Here is a 24,367-nt window from a genome sequence, read left to right as displayed (position 1 = left end):
ATCAGTGCAAAAATCTCCTTCCACGCTATCACCATCCCCTAAATCTGCTGTTAATGCCTTACCGTCGCAGCAGCGCGGGTTTGTGTTTAGCAGTATTTTACTTCTTATTGTCATCGCTGGTATGGTGCTATTGGCGCTATATTTGGTCAAGCTTGATCGTACCATTACCCATAAATTTGAGGGTAAGCGCTGGGATATTCCGGCAAAGGTATACTCGCAGCCGCTTGAATTGTATCAAGATGCCAAAGTGGATGACAGTACTATCAAAACGTGGCTTGAGCTGCTCAATTATCGCAGTGATAGCGCCTATAAGCGCACCGGTACGTATCATAAATCAGGCAATGACTATACCATTCACACGCGCGGCTTTACCTATAGCTCAAGTGATGTCGATAAACAACAAGTCATTAAACTGACCATTGCTGATAATAAAATAAAATCGGTACAGAGTACCCAGCAAAGTGCTTCGGGCATCATCCGCTTAGAGCCCGTCAGTATTGGTGGTATTTATCCCGATAATAATGAAGACCGCTTGGTGGTATCGTTAGATGATGTGCCGCAGCCATTGATTGATGCGCTAATTGCTACCGAAGACCGCGGATTCTATGAGCATAAAGGCGTCTCGGTACGTGGTATCGGGCGCGCGGTGATTAACAACTTTACGGGCGGCGCGCGTCAAGGTGGCTCGACCATTACTCAGCAGCTGATTAAGAACTTTTATCTTAATTCTGACCGCACGATGAAGCGTAAAGCCAATGAGGCCATTATGGCGGTACTTCTTGAGCTGCATTATAGTAAAGAAGAAATCTTGCAAGCATATCTTAATGAGATTTATCTGGGACAAAATGGCAAGCGCTCGATTAATGGTTTTGCCTTAGCATCAGAGTTTTATTTTGACCAACCTCTGCATGAGCTACGTATTGACCAACAAGCGTTATTGGTGGGTATGGCAAAAGGACCCAGCGTTTATAACCCGCGCCGCAACCCTAATGATTCAAAAGCGCGCCGCGATACAGTGCTGAATAATATGCTGACCATGGGCACACTGTCGCAAACAGACTATGATACCGCGATTAGTAAGTCGCTTGGCGTGGTGGATAAACCCGTTGATGGTAAAAGTCGCTTTCCGGACTTTTTAGATATTGTAAAGCGCGAGCTTAATGACGTTTATTATTCCGACGACTTAAAGAATGAAGGTCTGATTATTATCAGTACCCTTGACCCTATTGCCCAAACAGCAGCAGATAAAGCGGTCGCTACAAAGCTGGGTGAATTACGCCGTAAGAGCAGCAAAACTAAAGAGCTGCAAGGCGCATTGGTCAGTGCTAATCCTGAAACTGGCGAGCTGGTGGCAGTGGTGGGTAGTGGTAGCGAGTTTACTGGTTTTAACCGCGCCGTCGATGCTAAACGCCAAGTCGGTTCATTACTAAAACCTGTTATCTATATGACGGCATTAGAAAGTGGTCGTTATAATTTGGCAAGCTCAGTTGATGATGCACCAATGACCGTTAACTTAAAAGATGGCGACTGGACACCGAAAAACTACGACGGTCGTGACCACGGCTATGTCTCTCTAACCACAGCGCTGGCACAATCTTATAATCAAAGTGCGGTACGCCTGGGCATGGAATTTGGTATTGACACCTATATTAAGCAATTACGACGCTTGGGTGTGGAGGAAAAAATCCCCAATTACCCTTCTGTACTATTGGGTTCAGTAAATTTAAGCCCGATGAATATGCTAGGTGTATACCAAGTATTTGCAACGGGCGGTTTTCGCACCCCGATTCATAGTATTCGTACAGTAATTGATGATAAAGGACGCATCCTGCAACGGACGGGATTGAATACCCAGCGCAGCATACCTCCTGAAACCAATTATTTGACCAATTATGCCTTACAACAAGTGGTCAAAAGTGGTACCGCCAAACGGGTACAATCGCTTGGTAGCAACCTGAACCTTGCTGGTAAAACGGGTACAACCAACGATTACCGCGATGCTTGGTTTGCAGGATACAGTGGCAACTATGTCAGCGTGGTCTGGGTTGGTCGTGATGACAATAAGCCGATTGGGTTAAGCGGTGGTACAGGTGCCTTACCTGTTTGGGTCGACTATATGGATCGGCTCAAGTTGACGCCGGTTTCGATGCCAGAACCGGCAGGTATTGAATGGTTGTGGTTAGAGAACAACTCAGGGAAACTCTCCAATGAACGCTGTCCTGATGCCCGCTATTTACCAGTCTTGTCCGCCCATCTACCCGATGAAGCCAGTAGCTGTGCCGTTAGTTTATATGAACAAGACCGTGCGCGTGAACAAATGGCATGGCAACGTCAGCAAGGTGCTATCAATCAGCAGCGACAACGTGAAGGGATTGACAATCAAAATGGCGAAGGTAGCAATGAATCAGACAATAATGATACTAATAGAACACTTGGTAGATTGGTCGAGCGCGCCCTTGAATGGTTTTAAATAGCTTTAGCGACTGATCGCAATTTTAGTGCTAAATGATTGGTTTTAGAGCGCTATGTTCTGATAATTAACAAAGCGCTTATGTTTAACTAACTGAATATAAAAGGTCGTATTATGGCGTTACATAGACAAGTAGTGGTGATAAAGCAGAAGCGTACGTTACGGTCTACAATCATGACGCCATTTTGTATCGTCAGTCTGTTAGCACTAAGCGCCTGTGAGACTGTGCCGATTCACACCAGCTCGGCGCAAAAACCCTCAACGCCAGCCAGCCAAATGCCTGCCATTAGCGATGACGACTATGTGAACGAAGTGGAATACTACCCTGTTGAACCTTATGTAATCCCCAAGATGGAACAAGCACCAGACATTATTCCTAATACGGGCGTTAATAAGCCACCTGCGCGTGATACGCATCCTTTGCCGCCAACACAGCCGCCGATACCGCCATCGCACAATGAGCTGCTCAAGCAAGCACGACAACATTCACAGCAGCAAAGCCGCACTGCTACCTCTGATAACAGTCACTTGCCAGCCGTACAAAGCCTCATGCAAGCAGGAATAAGCCAGCTAAAATCAGGGCAATTAAGCGCTGCAGAAACCAGCTTTACTCAGGCGCAGCGCTTAGCACCAAAATCATCGGCGGTGTATTTTTATTTAGCTCAAGTGGCATTAGAAAAGGATCAGCCCCGTAAGGCGGAAGCCATGGCAAGGCGCGGACTGAGCGTTACTAAAGATACAGGCAATCGCCGCGCTTTATGGCAAGTTATTTTACGCTCAGCACAGCAGCAAAATAATGCACGAGTGATAAAAGAGGCACAGCAGGCGCTACGTTAACGTATTAGCCTTTAACAACTGTTTAGTTACCTTCTATGTTAGCGATGGCTAATAACGAATTCTTCTTATTTTCTACTTATTTTTTACTTTAAACCAAGGTTATGATTATGGCATGGCACCAACTGCACTTACAGTGTGAAAAAGCAAATGTTGATTTGGCAGAAGCATTATTGTTAGAGGCAGGTGCGCTCTCTATCGCGCTCGATGATGCTGGCGATCAGCCGTTATTTGAACCATTACCAGGGGAATCACCACTTTGGGACGAGGTTATTTTGACGGGATTGTTCGATGCCAGTACCGATATGGGCAGTCAGCAAGCCGTTGAGCAGTTAAGCCACGATATAGCCGCACAAGTCCATGCCAGTCGTGCTTGGGTGACTGCCGTTGCGGATAAAGATTGGGAACGCGAATGGATGTCGCATTATAAGCCTATTGAATGCGCCAATAATCTATGGATTGTACCAAATTGGCTCACACCGCCAAATCCTGAAGCGATTAATATTATCATGGATCCGGGCTTGGCTTTTGGTACGGGTTATCATGCCACGACGCGTCTCTGCTTAGATTGGCTAACCGAGCAAGATCTTACGGACAAAGTCGTAATTGATTACGGCTGTGGCTCTGGCATTTTGGGCGTCGCGGCTTTATTGCTTGGGGCGCGTCATGTATATGCGGTAGATATTGACCCACAAGCCGTATTAGCAACCAATCAGAATGCTGAGCGCAATAATGTTGCACACCAGCTGCAAGCTTTTTTACCGGAAGATTTTAATACGTATTGTACTGAACAGAATATTCAACCTGTTGATGTTATCGTAGCCAATATTTTAGCCAAGCCACTGATTGGTCTGGCGCCTTATTTCGCAACTTTGATTGCCTCTAAAGGGCGTATCGTACTGGCAGGACTCATTGAGTCGCAAACCGAGCAAGTAAGCGATGCTTATAGCCCTTATTTCACACTCGATGCTAAGCATGCCTTTACGGCGCAAGAAGACCACCACTGGCAACGTCTATCAGGCACATTTATCAACTAGCAAGCGATTATGACATCTGTTACGATTGATGATAGTCAGCTTTTTCGCCTGTCCTTTTATTTCCTATGCATAGCGTGTCTTAGCAGATGCAAATAGGTAGTAAAGAGACAGCTTCATTACATAGCGGTATAACGACGGTCCTACATTTTTGGATGTCAACCTATGACCACAGTCAATAATCTTCAATGTCCACATTGTAATAGCCCTATTAATACGCCACAGGCGATGCTCCCTGACTCTGGCGCCAAGGTTTTTTGCGCGCACTGTCAACGGACATTTATAGTAGAGCGCTCTATTGCTAATAATATTGATACAAATAATGACGCTATCAGGACAGATAAGAGTTTTGATAGCGATATGTTGATTCATGACGATATGGAAATCGATGACACTATTGCCCAGAACCCTATTGCTGAATATGATTCACTTGAGGGTATGAATGCGTGGGTCATGAAGTCAGACCTTGTCCCAACACCCCCTATCGTTGAACTTATTAATAATGAGAGTCACGGTCACGCCATTGATGAGCATAGGACTGACCCAAAAGCGTCGCTACATCATTTTACTCAGACTAAACTTACCAATAACATCACGCCACACAACACTTCCTCTGATGCTCAGCAGCATACTACACCTATCAAGCCCTCCTCTCTATATAAGCATACCCAGCCCTCTACCCGCACGACGATTAGCTCAACAGCAGCCAATAATATTCATGCGAGCGTGGCTGATAATACCTCTGATCCTGTCAATGAAAATGCATGGCTTGAAGATTTACTCCGTGAAAAAAATGTTGCGGTTGATAGTGTTCTTGATGATCATGAGGATACTGAGCTTGCTAAACAATTGACTGAGATGGGCGTATCAACCATCAACACAGAAGAGAACACACAAGCCCGTGTCAGTAAAATCCGAGCACGGATGCAACAATCTTCGACAGGATTCGGTTCTGATTTTACTATGCCCGCTACCTCTACTGTATTATGGACAGTAGGCAGTGGATTATTAATCCTTCTGTTATTAACGCAATATATGATTTTTAATATCGATAACTTGGCTAAAAATCCAGCATTGGCGAGTCGCTTGCAACCGGTATGCTCTGTCCTTCCTTGCACGATACCGCCCGCTGATATCAATGCATTTATCATCACCAAGCCGACCGTCAAAGCCAGCCAAGTTAAAAACGCGAGAAAATTTAGTGATATTCAGGCGCAATTGCTCAATGAGAGTACCCAAACGCAACTGCTGCCGAACCTTAAGGTAAGTATATATACTCAGGATAAGATTATTGGAGAATTTATAGCCCAGCCATCGGATTATTTGCTGAGCAGTGAAACCAAACTGGCAGCTGAGCGACGTAAATCAGTTATGTTTACGGTTCCGATTACCGCTAAGAAAATCTCTAGAGTGGTGATTGAACCTTTTTATTAATGTTGTTAAGTATTTTCATTAAATAATAAAGATAATGGCACTCATTATTATCTATCCATTTTCTCCTTGTTATAGACGTATTGATATTTGTAAGGATACCGCCTTATGGCACACCCCACCATCTCACCTGCTAGTTACAACTCAATCGACTCATCCTACCTAGATGATTATTCTGATCCTATAGCAGTAGAGATTACTGGCTCTCACTCATCCACCACCTTACAACAATCGTTAAATGCACCGTTAAAAGTTCATGTTGAGCGCGTCGTACGTGAGTACTTTTTGGCTCTAGGCGATGATATGCCAACCGATTTATATGAGCTTATTTTAAGAGAAGTCGAGTTGCCTTTATTAACTGTTACCCTTGAACAAACACGCGGTAATCAGAGTAAATGCGCGCAGATTTTGGGCTTAAATCGTGGCACTTTACGTAAAAAACTTAAAACATATAATCTTATGTCTTAATTTTATATCTCATTTTTTATGTACTCTCTATAAGTTATCTTCAGGATAATTGAGACAGGCTTTTGTATAAATGAGTTAGATGCTTTAAGATATTACTCGTTTATCGTGCTAGATAATGATAAGCAACATTCTAAATAGTGATTTTTTAAATCAGCCTTTGTGCTGATGATGTAGTTGATGGGCGGCAATTAATGACGTATTTTTATATGCGTTTTGATTGTCATTATTATCTCGCCAGACGGTAACGTCAGGCTATTTTATGGAATTGATTTATGGGTACCACACCACTTGCACTACTCTCAGTCTCAGACAAGTCCGGAATTGTTGAGTTCGCTCAAGGCTTAATCAAGGCAGGATTTGGCTTACTGTCTACTGGCGGTACCTATCGTCTGCTTAAAGAACATGACGTTGCGGTCACTGAAGTATCAGACTATACCGCATTTCCTGAAATGATGGATGGTCGGGTCAAAACTTTACATCCGAAAATTCATGGCGGTATTTTAGGTCGTCGCGGAATTGATGATGCAGTAATGAGCGAGCATGCGATTGAACGTATTGACTTGGTCGTGGTCAACTTGTACCCATTCGCTGAAACGATTGCCCGTAGTGATGTAACGATGGATGATGCCATTGAAAATATCGATATTGGTGGTCCAACGATGGTACGCGCTGCTGCGAAAAATCATGCGCACGTAGGTATCATTACTGACCCAGCTGATTATGAGCGCGTGCTAAATGCGCTTGGTGATAGCACTACTCTAAGCACTGCCCTGCGTTATGACTTGGCAGTAAAAGCTTTTGAACATACCGCCCAATATGATGGCATGATTGCTAATTTCTTAGGTAGCCGTGTGAATGAGACGCAGCAACCAGAAGAATTCTTGCGCACGCTAAATTTACATCTTGTTAAAGCAGAAGACCTACGCTACGGTGAAAACCCGCATCAAAAAGCGGCGTTTTATGTCGACAGTCATACGGCTCAAAATCCACAAGCGTCTATTGCTACTGCCAAACAGCTCCAAGGCAAAGCGCTGTCTTATAACAATATCGCTGATACTGATGCCGCGCTTGAATGCGTAAAAGCTTTTACCGCGTCTGCCTGTGTCATTGTTAAGCATGCTAACCCATGCGGCGTCGCTATTGATAACGATCAAGTAGCCGCGTACCGTACCGCCTTTAGTACCGATCCTGAGTCTTCATTTGGTGGCATTATTGCTTTTAACCGTCAGCTAACAGTTGCGGCAGCAAAAGCCATTATTGATAGCCAATTCGTAGAAGTCATTATTGCCCCAAGCTTAGAAGACGGCGTTTTAGAAGCTACTGCTGGTAAGAAAAATGTACGCGTTTTAGTGTGCGGTGAGCTGCCATTACCGGCTGAGCGCTTGACTCAACTTGACTACAAACGTGTAAATGGCGGTTTGTTAGTTCAAGAACAAGACTTAGCAATTATTGGTGCATCTGCGTTAAAAATCGTGACCGATGTGCAGCCAACAGAAGCCCAAATTGCTGACCTTCTCTTTAGCTGGAATGTGGCGAAATACGTTAAATCTAATGCCATCGTTTATGCTAAAAATCAGCGCACCATTGGCGTTGGTGCAGGACAAATGAGCCGAGTCAATTCAGCACGTATTGCTGCGATTAAAGCGGAGCATGCGGGCTTGGTTACCGAAGGGGCAGTTATGGCATCAGATGCCTTCTTCCCTTTCCGTGATGGTATTGATAATGCGGCAGCTGTAGGTATCTCCGCTATTATCCAGCCAGGTGGTTCAATGCGTGATGATGAAACCATTGCTGCTGCTAACGAGCATGGTATTGCTATGGTATTTACCGGTATGCGCCATTTCCGTCATTAGGCTAAGGTTTCGTCCTGTTAAAGACTAAATCTCACCATTGGTAAACCTATAGAATAATAAAAAAGCCACTGTCATAATAACAGTGGCTTTTTTATGGTTAACAACTTTTAAATATTAACGCCCTTTTGCATCTGCCATATTGGCTTCATTAATCTCAACTTTATACACCAAGCGCAGATAATCTAGGTAATCTTGCAGCTGGTCTTGTCCTAAGTTATCACGGATAATCGCTGCCGTTTGCGCTTTTTCTACCGCCGATAATTGAGATTGGTTTTGAGTTTTGATAGGACCACCAACCACAACCGTCGCACCCATTTCTGTCTCACTGGCTACTGCCATTACGCCATTAGCAGGCGCTTGCTTGCTAAATGCCAAGCCACGCTCTTTTTCAGTTAGCAATGGTGTTTGACGATTCACTTCGCCCAACGCTTGAAACTTAACCGACTGCGCATTGATATCTGCAACGGTTTTAATACCAGCCGCCAACTGCTTAGCGTCTTTTAATGCCAAGGCGCTGGCTTTTTGTTGACGTAAGGTTTGAGTGATTTTTGGTGTTGCGGCAGCTAAGCTCAGGGTTGTTGTTGGGCGATAATTACTAGGCTGTACCCATGCCATGCCGTCCCCTACTTTAATACCTGCGGTAACTGCTTGGTCTTGAATCGTAAACTCATCAAAGGCTTGTTTAATGACTGCGGGCTGCGCCAGTACCGATGTGTTATTTTCTTTACGATACCCTTTAATACGTTTTAGCGTTACATTTTCTTGTTGAGCGATATCATTAATACTAAAGCCATCTGCTGCCAAGTCATTAATCGCGGTTACTTTATCCGCATACAATGATTGACGCTTGTATTCTTTAGCTTTTGCCGTCAGCTCAGCGCGCATACTCTCTAAGCTTGGCGCTTTACTGCCATTATCTTCTGTTACCGTAAATATCTGATAGCCAAAGCTGGTTTTAATCGGTGCGGTAATGCCACCAACACTCAAACCGTTTAATGCTTTCTCAACAGCAACGGCGTCTTTACCAAACACAGACGGGTTAAAGCTACCAATCGCACCGCCACTGGCACCTGACGGGTCATCAGACTCAGCTTTGGCAATAGCCGCAAACGATTCCCCTTTATTTAAGCGGGCTTTTATTTTATCTGCTTGCGCTTTGGCATTGTTACCAGTCAATAAAATCTGGCTGATTTTACGCTCATCAACAACAGCAAGTCCTTGTTTAAAGGCATCATACTGTTGCTGCAACTCTTCATTCGTCACGCTATTTACTTTAATGGCGGCAGGCGTCAGCTCAATATAAGCCAAATCAACCATTGCTTTACTTTTTAAGCGAGCTTTATTGGCATCGTAATACGCTTGGATATCCGCTTTCGTCACCTTAACTTGTTGCTGATAGTCTTGCCAGTTAAAACGATGCAGCCAAATTTGACGCGCTTCTAATTGTAAATCAATAAGCTGATTCACCGCTTTCATTGGATAAATTGCCGTGCCTACAATACTGGCATTAAGCTGATCGAGACTCAACTGATTGCGAAATTCTGCGAATAACTGATCTTTTGTCATGCCGCGCTGACGCAAGAAGTTTGAAAACTGGTCATTAGAGAACTCACCACTTTCATCTTTAAAGATGTCTTCTTGGCGCAGCAGACGATTAATCGTGTCATCGGATACCGTCATGCCAAGCTTGCCTGCTTGTTGCTCAAGTAAAGTTCTATCAATCAGACCTTTGAGCACTTGTTCATGAAGCACATCTTCATTTAACAAACTGGCATCTTTAACTTGCTCCAAAATCTCTGAGCGACGACTATTAACTGCGGTTTGATACTCTGACAATCCCACACTTGCCTCACCGACTTGCGCAATTTGATTGGGATCAACACCGCTTTGAAAGTAGCTTTCAATACCTAATAAAGCAAGCGGCGATAGGCATAGAATCAATAAAAGGCGACCAGGCCAGCTTTTTAAAAAATCGCGCATTTTATCCATAATTATTTCTGCTTATTAACCTATATTGATTAAGAACCATTGCAACACTAACAGCGCAGGCAATGGAAAGTGAGGGACGTTAGAATAATAGAACTGGTTTTGTAATGACTGTTATTACTTATAGACTTAGTGAAAAGTAATTAAACTTTGCTAAAAGCAATAAATGGAAGCAAAGCAATCATGCGCGCTAGTTCTACGCGCCCTATGATACGTGAATTTGTGTCGAGACTCAAAATATTCACGTCATCTAGCCTATAAATTTTATATAACAAAAAAGCACCCATAATAAGGTGCTTTTTTATCACTGCTTTATGAAGTATAAAACTTATTATCAGTAGCTATCGTCTATCTATAGCTACCGCTTATGCTACTAGTCATAAAGCAATTCAATAAACTGTTAGTCTATATAATCGGCTTAGTTCAAGCGCTCTTTTAAGTTTTTACCGGCTTTAAAGCTTGGTACTTTGCTTGCTGGGATAGATAGCTCTTCACCAGTCTTAGGGTTACGACCAGTACGAGCTTTACGATCTTTCACGCTGAAAGTACCAAAACCAACTAATGAGATGCTCTCGCCAGCTTCTAACGCTTCGCCGATGCTTTCCATCACTGCATTTAGAGAATCACCAGCTTGAGTTTTGTTTAGGCCACTTTTTTCTGCGATGCTATCAATTAATTCTGACTTATTCATAAAAATTCCTTCAAGTTTAAGGTCTAAAATAAACGCTAGTGTCAGGCATTGTATCGCTCTCATATTATTTAAGCAATAAAAACAACTTTCGACTCACGTATTCATGGGTTGCACGTTATTAACGCCTTTATATCAAGGCAGCATAACGAGCGCAAGCGATTTTACACTTTTTGGCGCTCAGCGCTACGTATTTGACACTTAATATTACGCAAAACCCCTGTAATTTGCGATTTACCCCATTACTAGAGTATTTTTACGATTATTTACGCTGAGCAAAGGAAATTGTTGAGTATGGATAACTAACCACTGCAATAGCGCAACAATTTGCTAACTGACACCCATAGTGAATAGTTTTTATGATGGAAACATATTAATTATGCTCTATGATAGTTATCTTAAAATGTAATAAAAAAAATGTGAGACCACCCTATATTTCTCGTTATGCTTATTTCTACAATTTTTTTACGGCAATCTTTTAATTTTATTTCTCTAATAACTATACTTATCTAATAACAATGGATTATTTACATGAAGCGTTCTACGTTGTCTCATTCTCTGCTCAATATTATCTTAGTGTTCATTGAATCGGCTCTGACGCTGCTGCTACGCTTAGACCCTGAGCTGCGCAAGGCAGCTTATCCGCTTGCTAAGCAAGGCACAGTGGTCTGTGTGCGCATGTATTTACCGCATGTCGAAGTCTACGCCACGTTTAGCTATAAAGGCGTCTTATTAGATGCCAATTTGCCCGTAGGTCGTACCGAACCTGATGTGATTATCAATGCCTATAGCATCCAAGTGCTTAGCGCCCTAACCAGCCATGATATTGAAACCACAGATAAACTACAGATGCGCGGCGACTCTGTGCAAGTTCAATTGGTCAAGCAGTTTATTATGCAAATGGGTTTTGGCAGCTTAATCCAAGGTCTGCTTAAAAAACTCAAAGGTGGCAGCGGTAAATCAAAGCCTAGTGAAGCAGAATTAGCGACAAAAAAAGAAGATTACAAGCGCCGTATCAGCGAACAGCAAACGCAAATTAATACATTAACCATTAAAAACCGTGAGCTTGAAACCACAGTAAAAGAGCTGCAAAGCAAACAAAAAACATGGATGATTACCGCTATTGTTGCAATTATTGTGGCTATAGGTTTGATAATTACTCTATGGATTAGATAAGCTTGTAATAATTTCATTAATAAGCCCATGCACTTTACGAATCCAAATAAATACAGCTAAATAAACAGATAAAAATCCAAACTTTAGCGGCTATAACGCTATGATGACTTTTGCCAATCATAGCGTTATAGCCGCTAAATTATTTAATCCCATTTCAATCTTGACTAAATTAGTCAGGATTGAGTATAATGAAGATATTGCAGCGCACACTGCGTGTTATAGACTAAGCAGATTTAATATTATTATGCTTAGCGCGCTTTTAGATTTCGATAATATTTGATACATCACTGGTCAGTTTGGAGATATTTTATGCGCTTAACGACTAGAGGCAGATATGCGGTTACCGCATTATTAGATTTGGCTCTACAAACCAGCCAACACGACAGTGCTGTATCATTATCCGATATCGCCAAACGTCAGTCTATCTCCATCTCTTATTTAGAACAGTTATTCTCAAAACTACGCAAACGTGGTCTTGTTACCAGTATTCGTGGTGCAGCCGGTGGTTATCGTTTAGCCAAGCCTTTGGATGAGATTGATGTAATGAGCATTATTTCAGCCGTCGATGAATCGGTTGATGCCATGCAATGCGAAGGGCGCGGCGACTGCCAAGGCGGTACCATGTGTCTGACCCATGATTTGTGGTGTGCACTGTCAAATCATATTGAGCAGTACTTGAAAAATATTACATTAGCACAATTATTAAATATGGAAAATGTTCAATCCATCTCCGAACGACAGCATCTTTCGGCGTTAAAAGACATTACTACTATTACCTTATCGACCAGCGAGGCAAACCCAGCATGAGCCAACATAACAAACTTATCTATCTAGATTATGCCGCCACTACGCCAGTTGCCAAGTCGGTCGCTGCTAAAATGAGCGAATATCTGACAATAGATGGCATCTTTGGTAACCCAGCATCACGTTCACACGGTTATGGTTGGCAAGCTGAAGAAGCGGTTGAAACCGCGCGCGGTCAAGTTGCTGATGTTATCAACGCTGATCCTCGCGAGATTGTTTTCACTTCGGGTGCTACAGAATCTGATAACTTAGCGATTAAAGGTGCAGCGCATTTTTACCAATCACGCGGTAAGCATATTATTACCAGTAAGATTGAGCATAAAGCCGTATTGGATACCTGCCGTGAGCTTGAGCAAGAAGGTTTTGAGATTACTTATCTTGAGCCACAACCAAGCACAGGTCTGATTTTACCTGAACAAGTTAAAGCCGCTTTACGTGACGATACTATTCTTGTGTCACTTATGATGGTGAATAACGAGCTTGGCACATTGACCGACGTTGCTGCTATTGGTGAGATTACTCGTGCAGCGGGCGTGATTTTCCATGTGGATGGCGCGCAATCAGTTGGCAAAGTAAAAATTGACCTAGCAACTACTAAAATTGATCTAATGAGCTTTTCAGGTCATAAAGCCTACGGTCCTAAAGGCATCGGCGCTTTATTTGTAAGCCGTAAACCACGTGTACGTCTAAAAGCTGAGCAACATGGCGGTGGACATGAGCGCGGTATGCGTTCAGGAACATTACCTACGCATCAAATCGTTGGTTTGGGCGCAGCATTTAAATTAGCTAATGACAGCTACGAAGAAGACAATGCCCACGCAGCAAAATTACGCCAAAAACTGTGGGATGGTTTACAAGATATCGAAGAAATTTATTTAAACGGTGACCTAGAACACAGCGTTCCAAACATCGTTAATATTAGCTTTAACTTTGTTGAAGGCGAATCACTTATGATGTCGCTTAAAGACTTGGCGGTATCTTCAGGTTCAGCTTGTACCTCAGCTACTCTTGAGCCCTCTTATGTGCTACGTGCTATCGGTCGCCCTGATGAATTAGCGCATAGCTCTATTCGCTTTAGCTTTGGTCGTTACACCACTGAAGAAGATATCGATACTGTTATTACGCAGATGCATCAAGCCGTTGATAAATTACGCGCCCTATCTCCTCTTTGGGATATGTATCAAGAAGGCGTTGATTTAGATTCAGTAGAATGGGCAGAACATTAAGAATATTTAAGTTTTTGACTTAAGCCTTTGAATTATATTTATTAAGCAGCATATCAGTATTAACTTAGACATCAGACAATTATAAATTAAGTGTTTGACCCCAATTATCGATGAGTACAGTGATAAGTAATACGTACTCATCATCTAACTAGGAGAAAACTCATGGCCTATAGTGACCAAGTTATTGATCATTACGAAAACCCACGTAACGTTGGCAATCTTGATAAAAATGCCAAAAACGTTGGTACTGGTATGGTCGGTGCCCCAGCCTGTGGCGATGTGATGCGTTTGCAAATTCAAGTTGATGACAATGGTATCATTGAAGATGCACGTTTTAAAACATACGGCTGCGGTTCAGCTATCGCCTCAAGCTCACTTGTAACTGAGTGGCTAAAAGGTAAAAGCTTAGACCAAGCTGGCGAAATTAAAAACAGTCATATTGCTGAAGAATTGGCATTACCACCTGTAAAAGTACATTGTTCAGTACTAGCAGAAGATGCTATTAAAGCAGCAATTAGCGATTACAAAGGCAAACACAGCGCCGTTTAAGTAATAACTTAAATGCGTAGTGCGAACACGCTTTGATTGTGACTGTCTCTTATTTTGGCAGTAGTAAAGCCTAATAGCTCTATAAGGTGACAATAACCTTGATGTGATTGTCGCCTTTTATTTTATAAAGTTTCCCAGTAGTAAGCGGTATTAAATACTTTAGGCAGCGCTAAGGTAATGTTAAAATGAATACACCAACATTATATTAGCAGCCGGCAATAGGAGTTGGCATGATTGAAATGACAGAACGCGCCGCTCAGCATGTCCGAGATTTTTTGGACAATCGCGGAAAGGGTGCAGGAATTAGAGTGGGTATTCGTACAGCGGGTTGTTCAGGTCTCGCCTACGTCTTAGAATTTGTAGATATACCAGATGACAATGACACGCGTTTTGACAGTCATAATGTCAGTATTTTTATTGATCCTAAAAGCTTAGTGTACTTAGATGGGCTATTAATGGATTATGAAAAAGAAGGCTTAAACGAAGGTTTTAAGTTTTCTAACCCTAATCAAAAGGGTGAATGTGGTTGCGGTGAATCGTTTACTGTCTAAAGGTATGAAAAAGGCATTATATACAAGGTCTTTCGGCGTATATCGTAAATAGCTTTATAATAGTTTAATGGTGGATAATTCCAATATTTATTTAACAATTATATCTTTCTTAGTTACCATTAGATAAACATCCAAATGTAATGTAAGGCGTAAGACATGACGAATATTACTCAAGAAGCGCAATTTGATAACTTCTTTGCCTTATTCGAACAACCTGTGCAATTTGAATTGGTTCAAGAACAGCTTGATCATCGTCTGCGCCTTCTGCAAAAGCAATACCATCCTGATAATATGTCACAACAGAACACTGAGAGTGACGCGCAACAAATCAAGCAAACCCAGCTACATGCTGAACAAGCGTCGGCATTGATTAATCAAGCCTATCAAACGCTGAGTGCGCCTGATAGTCGCGCCGCTTACCTGCTCGATATGGCAGAACAAGGGCAAAACTTGGAGCATTCTATTGCTGATTTGGACTTCTTAGAAGATGCTATGGAGATGCGCATTGACTTAGATGATGCGATACAAGCTAAAGATAGTGCAGCATTGCAGCAACTGCATCCACAAGTTACTGAACGCTTACAATCACAATGTAATCGTTTTGCAATGGCTTATGATAGCAATACTTGGCAAGTGGCTATTGATGCTACCCAAAAGCTAAAATTTTTAGTGAAGCTGAATGCCGACATCACAATAGGTCTCGACGATATTGCCAGTGCTGCACATCTTGACGATGATGATTTGTATGTTTAATAGTGCTTTTTTAATGACTATTATGTCTTTTTATTGCTTAGGCTAAAATTTTATAGCCAGTCCTGTTTTTATTGTCATCTATTTTTTATTCATTTTAACTTTGAGTTGTCTTATGTCTCTATTGCAAATTGCTGAACCCAATCAAAGTGCCCAGCCTCATCAACATCGTTTTGGTATTGGTATCGATCTGGGTACGACGCGCTCGCTGGTCGCGGTCGTGCGTTCAGGAAAATCGCAAGTCTTAGCGGCAGATGCTGATTCAGATACCTTATTGCCTTCGGTGGTCTATTACCCAACGACAGGTGCGCCTATCATTGGACAGCAGGCGCTCGCACATCTTAGCGACGATCCAAAAAATACCATTGTCTCTGCCAAGCGTTTTATGGGTCGCAGTCAAGCGGATATTAAGTTCTCGCACCCTTATGAGTTAAGCGGTGCTGCCGATGCGATGCCTGCGTTTGTTACTAATCAAGGTGAAGTGTCGCCGGTAGAGGTTTCCGCCCGTATTTTAGCCGCCCTTAAGCAGCGCGCGCTGGGTGCTTTGCCTGAAGATAGTATTGAGGGTGCAGTGATTACAGTGCCTGCATACTTTGATGAAGCGCAACGTCAGGCAACCAAGGATGCCGCTAAAGCGGCTGGCATTAATGTGTTACGTTTGCTTAATGAGCCGACTGCCGCAGCTGTGGCATATGGTTTGGATAAAAAGCATATCAATGAGCAGCAGAGCTATTATTTAATTTATGATTTGGGCGGCGGTACGTTTGATGTGTCCATCTTAAAGCTAACCGATGGCGTGTTTGAAGTACTGGCTACCGGCGGTAATAGCGCGCTTGGTGGTGATGATATTGACCGTTTATTAACCAATTGGTTGATTAAACAATTGGGTATTGCCCCAGACGATGTCAGCTTGCATGATAAATCGATATTAGCGCAACAAGCCAAAAGCTATAAGCAGGTATTAACCGATTCAGCCCAAGTGGACATTAATCTTACTATTAATGGTCAGTCTTTCCAAGGGCAGTTAAGCCGTGAAGACTTACAAGCCATTACAGAGCCTGTCAGCCGCCGCACCATTAGCGTGTGTGAGCAAGTATTACGCGATGCTAAATTAAGCGCGCAAGACTTGGATGAGATTATTTTGGTTGGTGGCTCGACACGTATGCCCGCCATTCAACAAGTGGTCACAGACTTTTTTGCAAAACCGCCTTTATGTCGTCTAAATCCTGATGAAGTGGTCGCTCTAGGTGCGGCTCAAGCGGCACACCAGTTGGTTAATGGTAATAGCGATTTATTATTACTTGATGTCACTCCACTCTCCCTTGGGCTTGAAACCATGGGCGGCTTAGTTGAAGTGCTCATTGCACGTAATACGCCCATTCCTGTTAAGAAGCGCCAAGTTTTTACCACCTATCAAGATGGTCAAACGGGCATGGTGATTCATGTGGTTCAAGGCGAGCGCGAAACCGTCGATAACTGTCGCTCGCTTGGACGTTTTGAGCTTTATGGTATTCCGTCCATGAAAGCCGGATTTGCACGAATTGAAGTCACTTTTAGTCTTGATGCCAATGGTCAATTGACCGTGAGCGCACAAGAAACCACAACCGGTACTGAGAGCGAAATTAAGATTAAACCCGCTTATGGTTTATCGGATGAGCAAAAAGAGCAGCTGCTGATTGCAGGCTTCCAGCATGCTGAGGAAGACAAAAATACCCGCTCGTTGATTGAAACCAAAGTTGAAGCCGAACGTGAACTGCTTGCTTTGCATTCTGCCCTTACTGACTTTGCTACCCTGTTGACGGCTGAAGAACAGCTTGCCTTGAAGGAAGCAATGCAAGCTTTGCAAACCTCTTTAACGGCTGACGACTTAAGTATTATTGACAGCCAAAAAGCTCAGCTCAAACCGTATAGTAATGCGTTTGCCGCTAGAATTATGAATCAAAGCGTGAAAACCAGTATGGCAGGAACCAGTGCCCAAGATTGGTAAGCTGCTCTGAATATTTTTTATTAATATTGGGCTTGAACGACAATATTAATGATGTTTCTCTTTTTATTTTTTTGTATTGATTAGCAATGGACCCTTTAACCATGCCAAAAATTACAGTACTACCCCATTTTGAGATTTGCCCAGAAGGTGCTGAAGTTGAACTAGCAGCTGGTAGCAACTTATGTAAAGCCCTATTAGAAAAAGGCATCAAAATCGAACATGCTTGCGAGATGTCGAAAGCCTGCACCACTTGTCATATTGTGGTACGTAAAGGTTTTAACGGTCTAGAAGAAATGGACGATATTGAAGCCGATTTATTGGATCGCGCTTGGGGACTGGAACCAGATTCGCGTCTGTCTTGCCAAGTTATTATTGAGAATGATGATTTGGTAATCGAAATCCCTAAATATACGCTTAATCATGCCAAAGAAAATCATTAATACTTTCTCTTTATTCTGAGAATAAAAAGCCTGTTATGTTAACAGGCTTTTTTGCGCCAATTTTATGACATAAATTACTATGAAACAGCTAAACTACTCATCTTTAGTAAAATTAATCTTTTGCTCTTTATCAAGACGTTCAAGTGCGAAATTCAAATGATTTTTAATGTCTTTATAATCATAGTTTTTTATATCTTTAAAATTCAAATGGAGATTAAAACCAGGCAGCTTATGATCGACCCACTTAGACAGTTGTTCTTTATTATCATCTGGGTCAAGTACTTGCCACGCTTGAATCTTATTGTCAAAACCTTTTAGGGAAAATGCGCCTGAATACGCACACTCATACTCATGACAGATATAATCATAAGTACTTTGACTGATTAATATCTCGCCTTTTCCGGCTGCTGATTCAAGCCGTGCGGCAAGGTTTGCCTCTTTACCAATTAAAGTGTAGCTCATGCGGCTGTTACTGCCAAAATTACCCACATGACAGTATCCCGTTGTGATACCGATACGCACATACAAGCCCTCAAACCCCATTAAACGCCATGTTTGCCGTAACGAGCGCATTTCTCGGCGCATATCAATCGCCATTGCCACGCAATCAATCGCATCTTGGCGCGTACCACGACTGTTAGGTTCGCCAAAAAAACAAACCATACCATCACCTATGAATTTATCTAACACTGCTCCATGTTTATCGGCAATCAAGGTCATGGTATGCATATAAGTGTTTAAAATATCGGCAAGATTATCCGCACTTAAGCTATCAGATAACTCCGTAAATCCAACGATATCTGAGAACATAATCGTGAGCTTTGCCCGCTTATTAGAGACAAGAACAGGGGCATTGGTCTTTACGATAGGTTGCCAAATTTGGAGTGGAATAAATCGAGTTAACTTATTAATAACGGAGACCATAGTATTGATCCGTCCGGTTGCTTGCTGCACCGCGTCATCTTGGTTTAGGTAACGATGATGAGTATGCCAAAACTGCCATAACACCGTTATGATACTCATGAGTAGTAAAACAGGCGGTAGAAACCCTTGATTACAATGTACCTCAACACCCTTTAAAGTGATGCTAACGTAATAAAACATGATGCTAGTAATCACGGCAACCATCATAAGTCTAATCCGATGTTCAGGACGACTAACAATTATCCGTGTTGCAATTAACAATACTAGGCTTAAAGAAACCGTACTACAAAACTGTAGCGCCCCAATAACCATCGCTAACAATACAATAACGCCATTAGATGCCCAAAAGCTAGGCAACTGATAATAATTACTGGCTAAAATGATAAGACTTGGCAAACCAATAACGATCATCAAAGCGATAGAAACAGCGCTAAAATTAAAGTCAACAGCGATTAAGAATACGGTTAAGATTAAGACAAAAGTTTCGGGATAGGGAAAGCGACTGTTACCGACCTCTTTTACTTTATAGAATGCCGTCAATTTATTTAATAAAAGCATGCGAGGCGTCCGCGTAGATCAGATAAGGTAGATAAAAAGAAGGCTATAGTTAATAATTTTTTATAGACTGAGAGCAATACGTTAAAAGTTCATTACACAAAGCATTTACTATGTATTTTGCTTAATGACAGTCATTATTATTTTAGAAAAGATAAAATAATGGCACTACTATGGATGATAGTAGTGCGCAGGTTAATCCGTTGCAAATATAGTAAAGTCGATATGATAGTAGTTTTTTAACTTATATTTCACATTTGCCAATCAAATGGCATTTGATGATGTCCGCGCAGTGCCATCATTAGTGTTTGTTGCATTTGTGCCAAAACTTGCTGCGTATAAGGCACCGCTGGTATGCCCCACACCGGATTTGGCCATTGCATATCGTTCTGATAGCGGACAATATGATGAAAATGCAGCTGCGGAACTTGATTACCAAGCGCGGCGACATTCATTTTTTCTGCCTGAAACGTTTTTGCCAATTGACTAGACAACCAGCTCGATTCGCGCAAAAACTGTACCTGGTCCGACTCTGACAGCTCATATAACTCTTTGATACCAGAAACACGTGGCACTAAAATTAACCAAGGAAACTGGCAGTCATTAATCAGGCGACACGTTGACAGTGGAAAATCGCCCACCAAAAAACTATCAGCAGCAAGCTTAGGATGCAATTGGAACATAATGACGGTTTCTCTTGTTATAAAGTAGCAATAAAATTAAAGAATAAGCGAACAAAAAGTAGAAGTTAGCGCCATTTTATCAGGTATCGATAGGATAAAATAGCGCCATCATTATTTAGCTTCAGGTTAACTATCGTATAAGGCTTATCATGGCTTAAACAGTCTCTGCCACCATGTGCTTACTAAAATAATGTAGCAGCTCTTCTACTGTCTTAACACGCTGTTGCGCAGTCTCAAGCTTGTCCGCATCGCTATAGCGAATACCAGATGCGCCATTCATCCGGTAGCGCTGACTGTCTGACTGTATTAACTTAATAATAGCGAGCGCATCAACGGGCGTATCAGGAGCAAATTCTAGCGTCATACTACTGCTACTGGCATCAATTTTATTAATTTTCAACGGTTCAGCTTGCAGACGTAAACCATGAACGGCAAAGAGCTGCTTAGTTTGATCTGGCAAGATACCGAAGCGGTCAATCATCTCAGTACGAATATCAATCAGAGACTCTTTATCATCGGCATTGCCAATACGTTTGTAAAATAATAAACGCTGATGCACATCGTGCACATATTCTTCAGGAATAAGCGCTGAGGCGTGTAAATTAATCTCACTAGTAAGCGATAATGGCGTATTTAAATCAGGCTCTTTGCCAGCCTTAATCGCTTTAGTAGCGCGTTCCAGCATATCCATATACAGACTAAAACCAATCGCTTGCATATTACCACTTTGCTGCTTACCCAGTAATTCACCAGCACCGCGAATCTCTAAGTCTTCACTTGCCAGCATAAAGCCTGCGCCCAATGTATTGGCACGCTCAATGGCATGTAGGCGACGCTTAGCATCACCTTTAAGCCCTTTAATCGAGGGCACCAGCAAGTAGCAATAGGCTTGATGATGACTGCGACCTACTCGCCCGCGCAGCTGATGCAGTTGCGCTAAGCCAAATTTATCGGCGCGCTCAATGATAATGGTATTGGCATTGGGCACATCGATACCGGTTTCGATAATGGTCGAGCAAATAAGCACATTAAATTTTTTATGATAATACTGCTGCATAATTTGTTCAAGTTGCCGCTCTTGCATTTGCCCATGTGCCACGCCAACGCGCGCCTCTGGCACCAACTCACGTATAGTCTCTGCCATACGTTCAATGCTCGCCACATCGTTATGCAATAGATAAACCTGCCCACCACGCAATAGCTCACGCAATATCGCCTCTTTCATTAAGGCATCGGTTTTTTGCATGACAAAGGTTTTGATAGGCAGTCGTCGAGCCGGCGGTGTGGCGATAATCGACATATCACGCATACCAGATAGCGCCATATTCAGGGTACGCGGTATTGGCGTTGCCGTCATCGACATACTATCAACATTGGTCTGAATGGCTTTGATACGCTCTTTATGACGGACACCAAAACGGTGCTCTTCATCGACGATCATTAAGCCTAAATTGGCAAATTTAACATCAGGTTGCAGTAATTTATGAGTGCCAATAACGATATCAACTTTACCCGCTGCCAAATCCGCTAGCACCATCTCTTGATGTTTTTTACCACCAAACCTTGATAAGGACTCAATACGTACAGGCCAATCAGCAAAGCGATCTAAAAAGTTGTCTTCATGCTGCCCTGCCAGCAAAGTGGTTGGCACCAATACCGCCACTTGATAGCCGGCACTCACGGCAATAAAGGCAGCACGCATTGCCACTTCCGTTTTACCAAAGCCCACGTCACCACAAATCAAGCGATCCATCGGCTGATTTTGCTTCATATCATGCATAACCGCATAAATGGCATTGGCTTGATCGGGCGTTTCTTCAAATGCAAACTGACTGGCAAATAACTCATATTGCGAGCTATCAATTGTAAAATGGATACCGACCTTAGCTTCACGCCTAGCTTGTATATTGAGCAATTCAGCCGCGACATCATGAATCTGCTCCAGTGCTTTTTGTTTGGCTTTGTCCCATTTTCCACTACCGATTTTATGCAAAGGGGCAAGCGCCGGATCGCCACCGCTATAGCGGCTAATCACTTGCAAATGCGCCACTGGCACATAAATACTGGCATCATCAGCATATTTTAGAAGAATAAATTCTTGCTCACCATCGCCCACATCCAAGATAATGAGACCGCTATAGCGACCGATACCATGCTCAATATGAACGACAGGACTGCCTTCGGTTATCTCAGTGACGCTTTTGACCAAGAACTCTTCTGAGACCCCACTTTGACGACGGCGGCGCGTTTGTAGCACTTGGCGTCCGAATAGCTGTGTTTCACTAATCAGCACCAAACGTTCAGGGACATAGACGCCACGCTCGATGGGAGCAACAGTAAGCCCAACATGCGGTCGACCGTTTGCAATGCCCGTTATCTTATCGGCTGCTAAAAATGCTTTAAAATTACTATAAGTGGTAAGGTCGATTTTACCTTTAAACAGCTCAATTAAAATCTCACGGCGACCCGCAGTTTCAGCGACAATTAATACTGGCGTTGCCGTTTCTGCTTGTAATTGTAGGAAATCCAATAAGGCGGTTAACGGTTCGGCTTGTTGATGATTAACAAATAGCTGCGGCGGTACTTGAGCACGCAAGGTTACCAGCCCTTGTTGCTGACTGCTTGCAACCACCAATTCGTCACGCTCGCTCAATATCACACGGGGATATTGATTTAGGTGCTCATTTAAGGTGTTAGAGAGCAAATATAATAGCTCAGGGGCAACAATGGGTTTATCCATATCATGGCGGCGTTCTTCATAACGGCGCTGAATTTGTGACCAATACTCTGCTTGTTTCTCAGCGATAGATTCATCGGTGATAAATAGTGCATCACTGGGTAAATACGCAAACAGACTGCTTTCTTGCGTCCAATCGTTCATATCAAAGAACAGCGGCTGATAATATTCAAGCCCACTTGCCGCAATCCCTGCCATCACATCTTTATACAGCTCAAACTTACGGCTACTGGTATTAGGAAACATCGCGGCGAAGTTCGTCCGAAATGTTTCTTTACCGTCTTCTAAAGGAAATTCCTTTGCTGGCAAAATTTGAAACTGCTCAATCGACTTTGAGATATCTGGAAGCTTGTGCAGTAGCGACAAGGACTCTTGCCCCATACTTTTATCATTGCCTGCAACCAGATTTTTTAAATCCTCTTCGGTGAGCGTACGCTGCGTTTGCGGATGAAAAAAGCGAATGGTTTCAATCTCATCATCGAATAAATCCAGCCGTAATGGAAACGGCTGACCCATCGCAAAGATATCAATAATGCTACCACGTACCGCAAACTCGCCCGGCTCAAACACATTATCTACCGCGCGATAACCTGCCTTTGCCAACAATTCACGCTGGGTATTGATATCAAAACGATCGCCAACGCTCAAATCAAAGTGCTGACCTATCAACCAACTGGGCGGCGCAACGCGGTGCATCAACGCCTGTATTGAAATCAGCAGCACGCCGAAGGTCGGCATATCAGTTAACAGATTAATACGCTCGCTGACAATATCCTGATGCGGCGACAACTCATCATAGGTTAAAGTTTCCCAATCTGGAAACACATAAGCATCCACACCGCAAAATGCCAACTCCGTTTCTATTTGATTGAGCTGGTTTTGATCGCGCGTTACAACTACCTTTAGACGGCTTGAAACCTCCCACAATGGGGTTTGTAGTAAGCTTGCCAGCCATAAGCTCCCAGCTGCACCATGAGCAGGTGCCAGCCAGCGCCGCTGCGTATGCGGAATGGGGAATAACTGCTGATTAATCGGGGCAAAGGCGTCAGTTAAAGCAGAAATAGGCATGGCATATAGGATCGAAGTTGAGGGACAGAATGTTATTATACGAAGAATTTCAGGATTGACCAAAATTTATGCCGTAACGGTTTGTCATCAGGCATAGTGATCATAATATGACCGCAATTTTTTAGATATTATTAAAAGAATATGGTTAGACAA

General features: G+C 42.8%; 19 protein-coding genes. 14 read left to right on the top strand and 5 right to left on the bottom strand.

Annotation, left to right across the window (positions count from 1 at the left end; genetic code table 11):
• The first annotated feature begins 4 nt into the window (after positions 1-4).
• From mrcB to purH, 6 genes are all read left to right on the top strand, one after another.
• Positions 5-2,470, top strand: a complete 2,466-nt coding sequence (gene mrcB, locus AAEY78_RS06135) for a penicillin-binding protein 1B (protein WP_352338185.1) — start codon at positions 5-7, stop codon at positions 2,468-2,470.
• A 114-nt stretch (positions 2,471-2,584) separates the two neighbouring features.
• Entirely contained in the window at positions 2,585-3,307 is a 723-nt protein-coding gene (locus AAEY78_RS06130; protein ID WP_352338183.1) for a tetratricopeptide repeat protein, read from the top strand.
• A gap of 107 nt (positions 3,308-3,414) precedes the next feature.
• Positions 3,415-4,341 (top strand): 50S ribosomal protein L11 methyltransferase, encoded by a 927-nt coding sequence (gene prmA, locus AAEY78_RS06125; RefSeq protein WP_352338182.1) that lies wholly within the window; start codon positions 3,415-3,417, stop codon positions 4,339-4,341.
• A 162-nt stretch (positions 4,342-4,503) separates the two neighbouring features.
• Positions 4,504-5,772, top strand: coding sequence for a DUF3426 domain-containing protein (locus AAEY78_RS06120; RefSeq protein WP_352338180.1), 1,269 nt, complete (start codon positions 4,504-4,506; stop codon positions 5,770-5,772).
• A 192-nt stretch (positions 5,773-5,964) separates the two neighbouring features.
• Positions 5,965-6,237: a helix-turn-helix domain-containing protein gene (locus AAEY78_RS06115; protein ID WP_352338409.1), complete on the top strand. Its 273-nt coding sequence runs from the start codon at positions 5,965-5,967 to the stop codon at positions 6,235-6,237.
• Between the two features lie 272 nt (positions 6,238-6,509).
• The gene (gene purH / locus AAEY78_RS06110; RefSeq protein ID WP_352338178.1) at positions 6,510-8,090 is read left to right on the top strand and encodes a bifunctional phosphoribosylaminoimidazolecarboxamide formyltransferase/IMP cyclohydrolase; all 1,581 of its coding nucleotides are present in this window, start codon (positions 6,510-6,512) and stop codon (positions 8,088-8,090) included.
• Positions 8,091-8,204: 114 nt separating this feature from the next.
• Here purH and AAEY78_RS06105 read toward each other — a convergent pair whose 3' ends face one another.
• Positions 8,205-10,079: a SurA N-terminal domain-containing protein gene (locus tag AAEY78_RS06105; RefSeq protein ID WP_352338176.1), complete on the bottom strand. Its 1,875-nt coding sequence runs from the start codon at positions 10,077-10,079 to the stop codon at positions 8,205-8,207.
• Between the two features lie 415 nt (positions 10,080-10,494).
• Positions 10,495-10,767 carry an HU family DNA-binding protein gene (locus AAEY78_RS06100; RefSeq protein WP_182405496.1) on the bottom strand — a complete coding sequence of 91 codons (273 nt, stop codon included), beginning with the start codon at positions 10,765-10,767 and terminating at the stop codon, positions 10,495-10,497.
• Positions 10,768-11,295: 528 nt separating this feature from the next.
• Between AAEY78_RS06100 and AAEY78_RS06095 the strand changes: the two genes are divergently transcribed.
• The 8 genes from AAEY78_RS06095 to fdx all read left to right on the top strand — a co-directional run bounded on the left by AAEY78_RS06095 (position 11,296) and on the right by fdx (position 18,247).
• Positions 11,296-11,940: a hypothetical protein gene (locus AAEY78_RS06095; protein WP_352338174.1), complete on the top strand. Its 645-nt coding sequence runs from the start codon at positions 11,296-11,298 to the stop codon at positions 11,938-11,940.
• Between the two features lie 309 nt (positions 11,941-12,249).
• On the top strand, positions 12,250-12,747 hold the full coding sequence (locus AAEY78_RS06090) for an Rrf2 family transcriptional regulator (protein ID WP_352338172.1): 498 nt from the start codon (positions 12,250-12,252) through the stop codon (positions 12,745-12,747).
• A complete protein-coding gene (locus AAEY78_RS06085; protein WP_352338170.1) occupies positions 12,744-13,970 on the top strand; it encodes an IscS subfamily cysteine desulfurase in 1,227 nt (408 codons plus the stop codon). Before AAEY78_RS06090 ends, AAEY78_RS06085 begins: the two co-directional genes overlap by 4 nt.
• Before the next feature lie 162 nt (positions 13,971-14,132).
• Complete coding sequence (gene iscU, locus AAEY78_RS06080) at positions 14,133-14,519, top strand: Fe-S cluster assembly scaffold IscU (protein WP_182405488.1); 387 nt, start codon at positions 14,133-14,135, stop codon at positions 14,517-14,519.
• 230 nt (positions 14,520-14,749) lie between these two features.
• On the top strand, positions 14,750-15,070 hold the full coding sequence (gene iscA / locus AAEY78_RS06075) for an iron-sulfur cluster assembly protein IscA (protein ID WP_352338168.1): 321 nt from the start codon (positions 14,750-14,752) through the stop codon (positions 15,068-15,070).
• 156 nt (positions 15,071-15,226) lie between these two features.
• Positions 15,227-15,823, top strand: coding sequence for a Fe-S protein assembly co-chaperone HscB (hscB, locus tag AAEY78_RS06070; RefSeq protein ID WP_352338166.1), 597 nt, complete (start codon positions 15,227-15,229; stop codon positions 15,821-15,823).
• Between the two features lie 112 nt (positions 15,824-15,935).
• Positions 15,936-17,807, top strand: coding sequence for a Fe-S protein assembly chaperone HscA (gene hscA, locus AAEY78_RS06065; RefSeq protein ID WP_352338165.1), 1,872 nt, complete (start codon positions 15,936-15,938; stop codon positions 17,805-17,807).
• Positions 17,808-17,908: 101 nt separating this feature from the next.
• Complete coding sequence (gene fdx, locus AAEY78_RS06060; RefSeq protein WP_352338163.1) at positions 17,909-18,247, top strand: ISC system 2Fe-2S type ferredoxin; 339 nt, start codon at positions 17,909-17,911, stop codon at positions 18,245-18,247.
• A 93-nt stretch (positions 18,248-18,340) separates the two neighbouring features.
• Here the strand turns inward: fdx and AAEY78_RS06055 are convergent, their stop codons facing one another.
• The 3 genes from AAEY78_RS06055 to mfd all read right to left on the bottom strand — a co-directional run bounded on the left by AAEY78_RS06055 (position 18,341) and on the right by mfd (position 24,214).
• On the bottom strand, positions 18,341-19,729 hold the full coding sequence (locus AAEY78_RS06055) for an adenylate/guanylate cyclase domain-containing protein (RefSeq protein WP_352338161.1): 1,389 nt from the start codon (positions 19,727-19,729) through the stop codon (positions 18,341-18,343).
• 248 nt (positions 19,730-19,977) lie between these two features.
• Positions 19,978-20,409, bottom strand: coding sequence for an HIT domain-containing protein (locus tag AAEY78_RS06050; protein ID WP_352338159.1), 432 nt, complete (start codon positions 20,407-20,409; stop codon positions 19,978-19,980).
• Between the two features lie 154 nt (positions 20,410-20,563).
• On the bottom strand, positions 20,564-24,214 hold the full coding sequence (gene mfd, locus AAEY78_RS06045; RefSeq protein WP_352338158.1) for a transcription-repair coupling factor: 3,651 nt from the start codon (positions 24,212-24,214) through the stop codon (positions 20,564-20,566).
• Positions 24,215-24,367 lie beyond the last annotated feature (153 nt).

This window comes from Psychrobacter sp. 16-MNA-CIBAN-0192 (genome assembly GCF_040309565.1).
GTDB lineage: Bacteria > Pseudomonadota > Gammaproteobacteria > Pseudomonadales > Moraxellaceae > Psychrobacter.
Note: the sequence above shows the minus strand (reverse complement) of the source record. Positions and strands in the feature narration are given on the sequence as shown.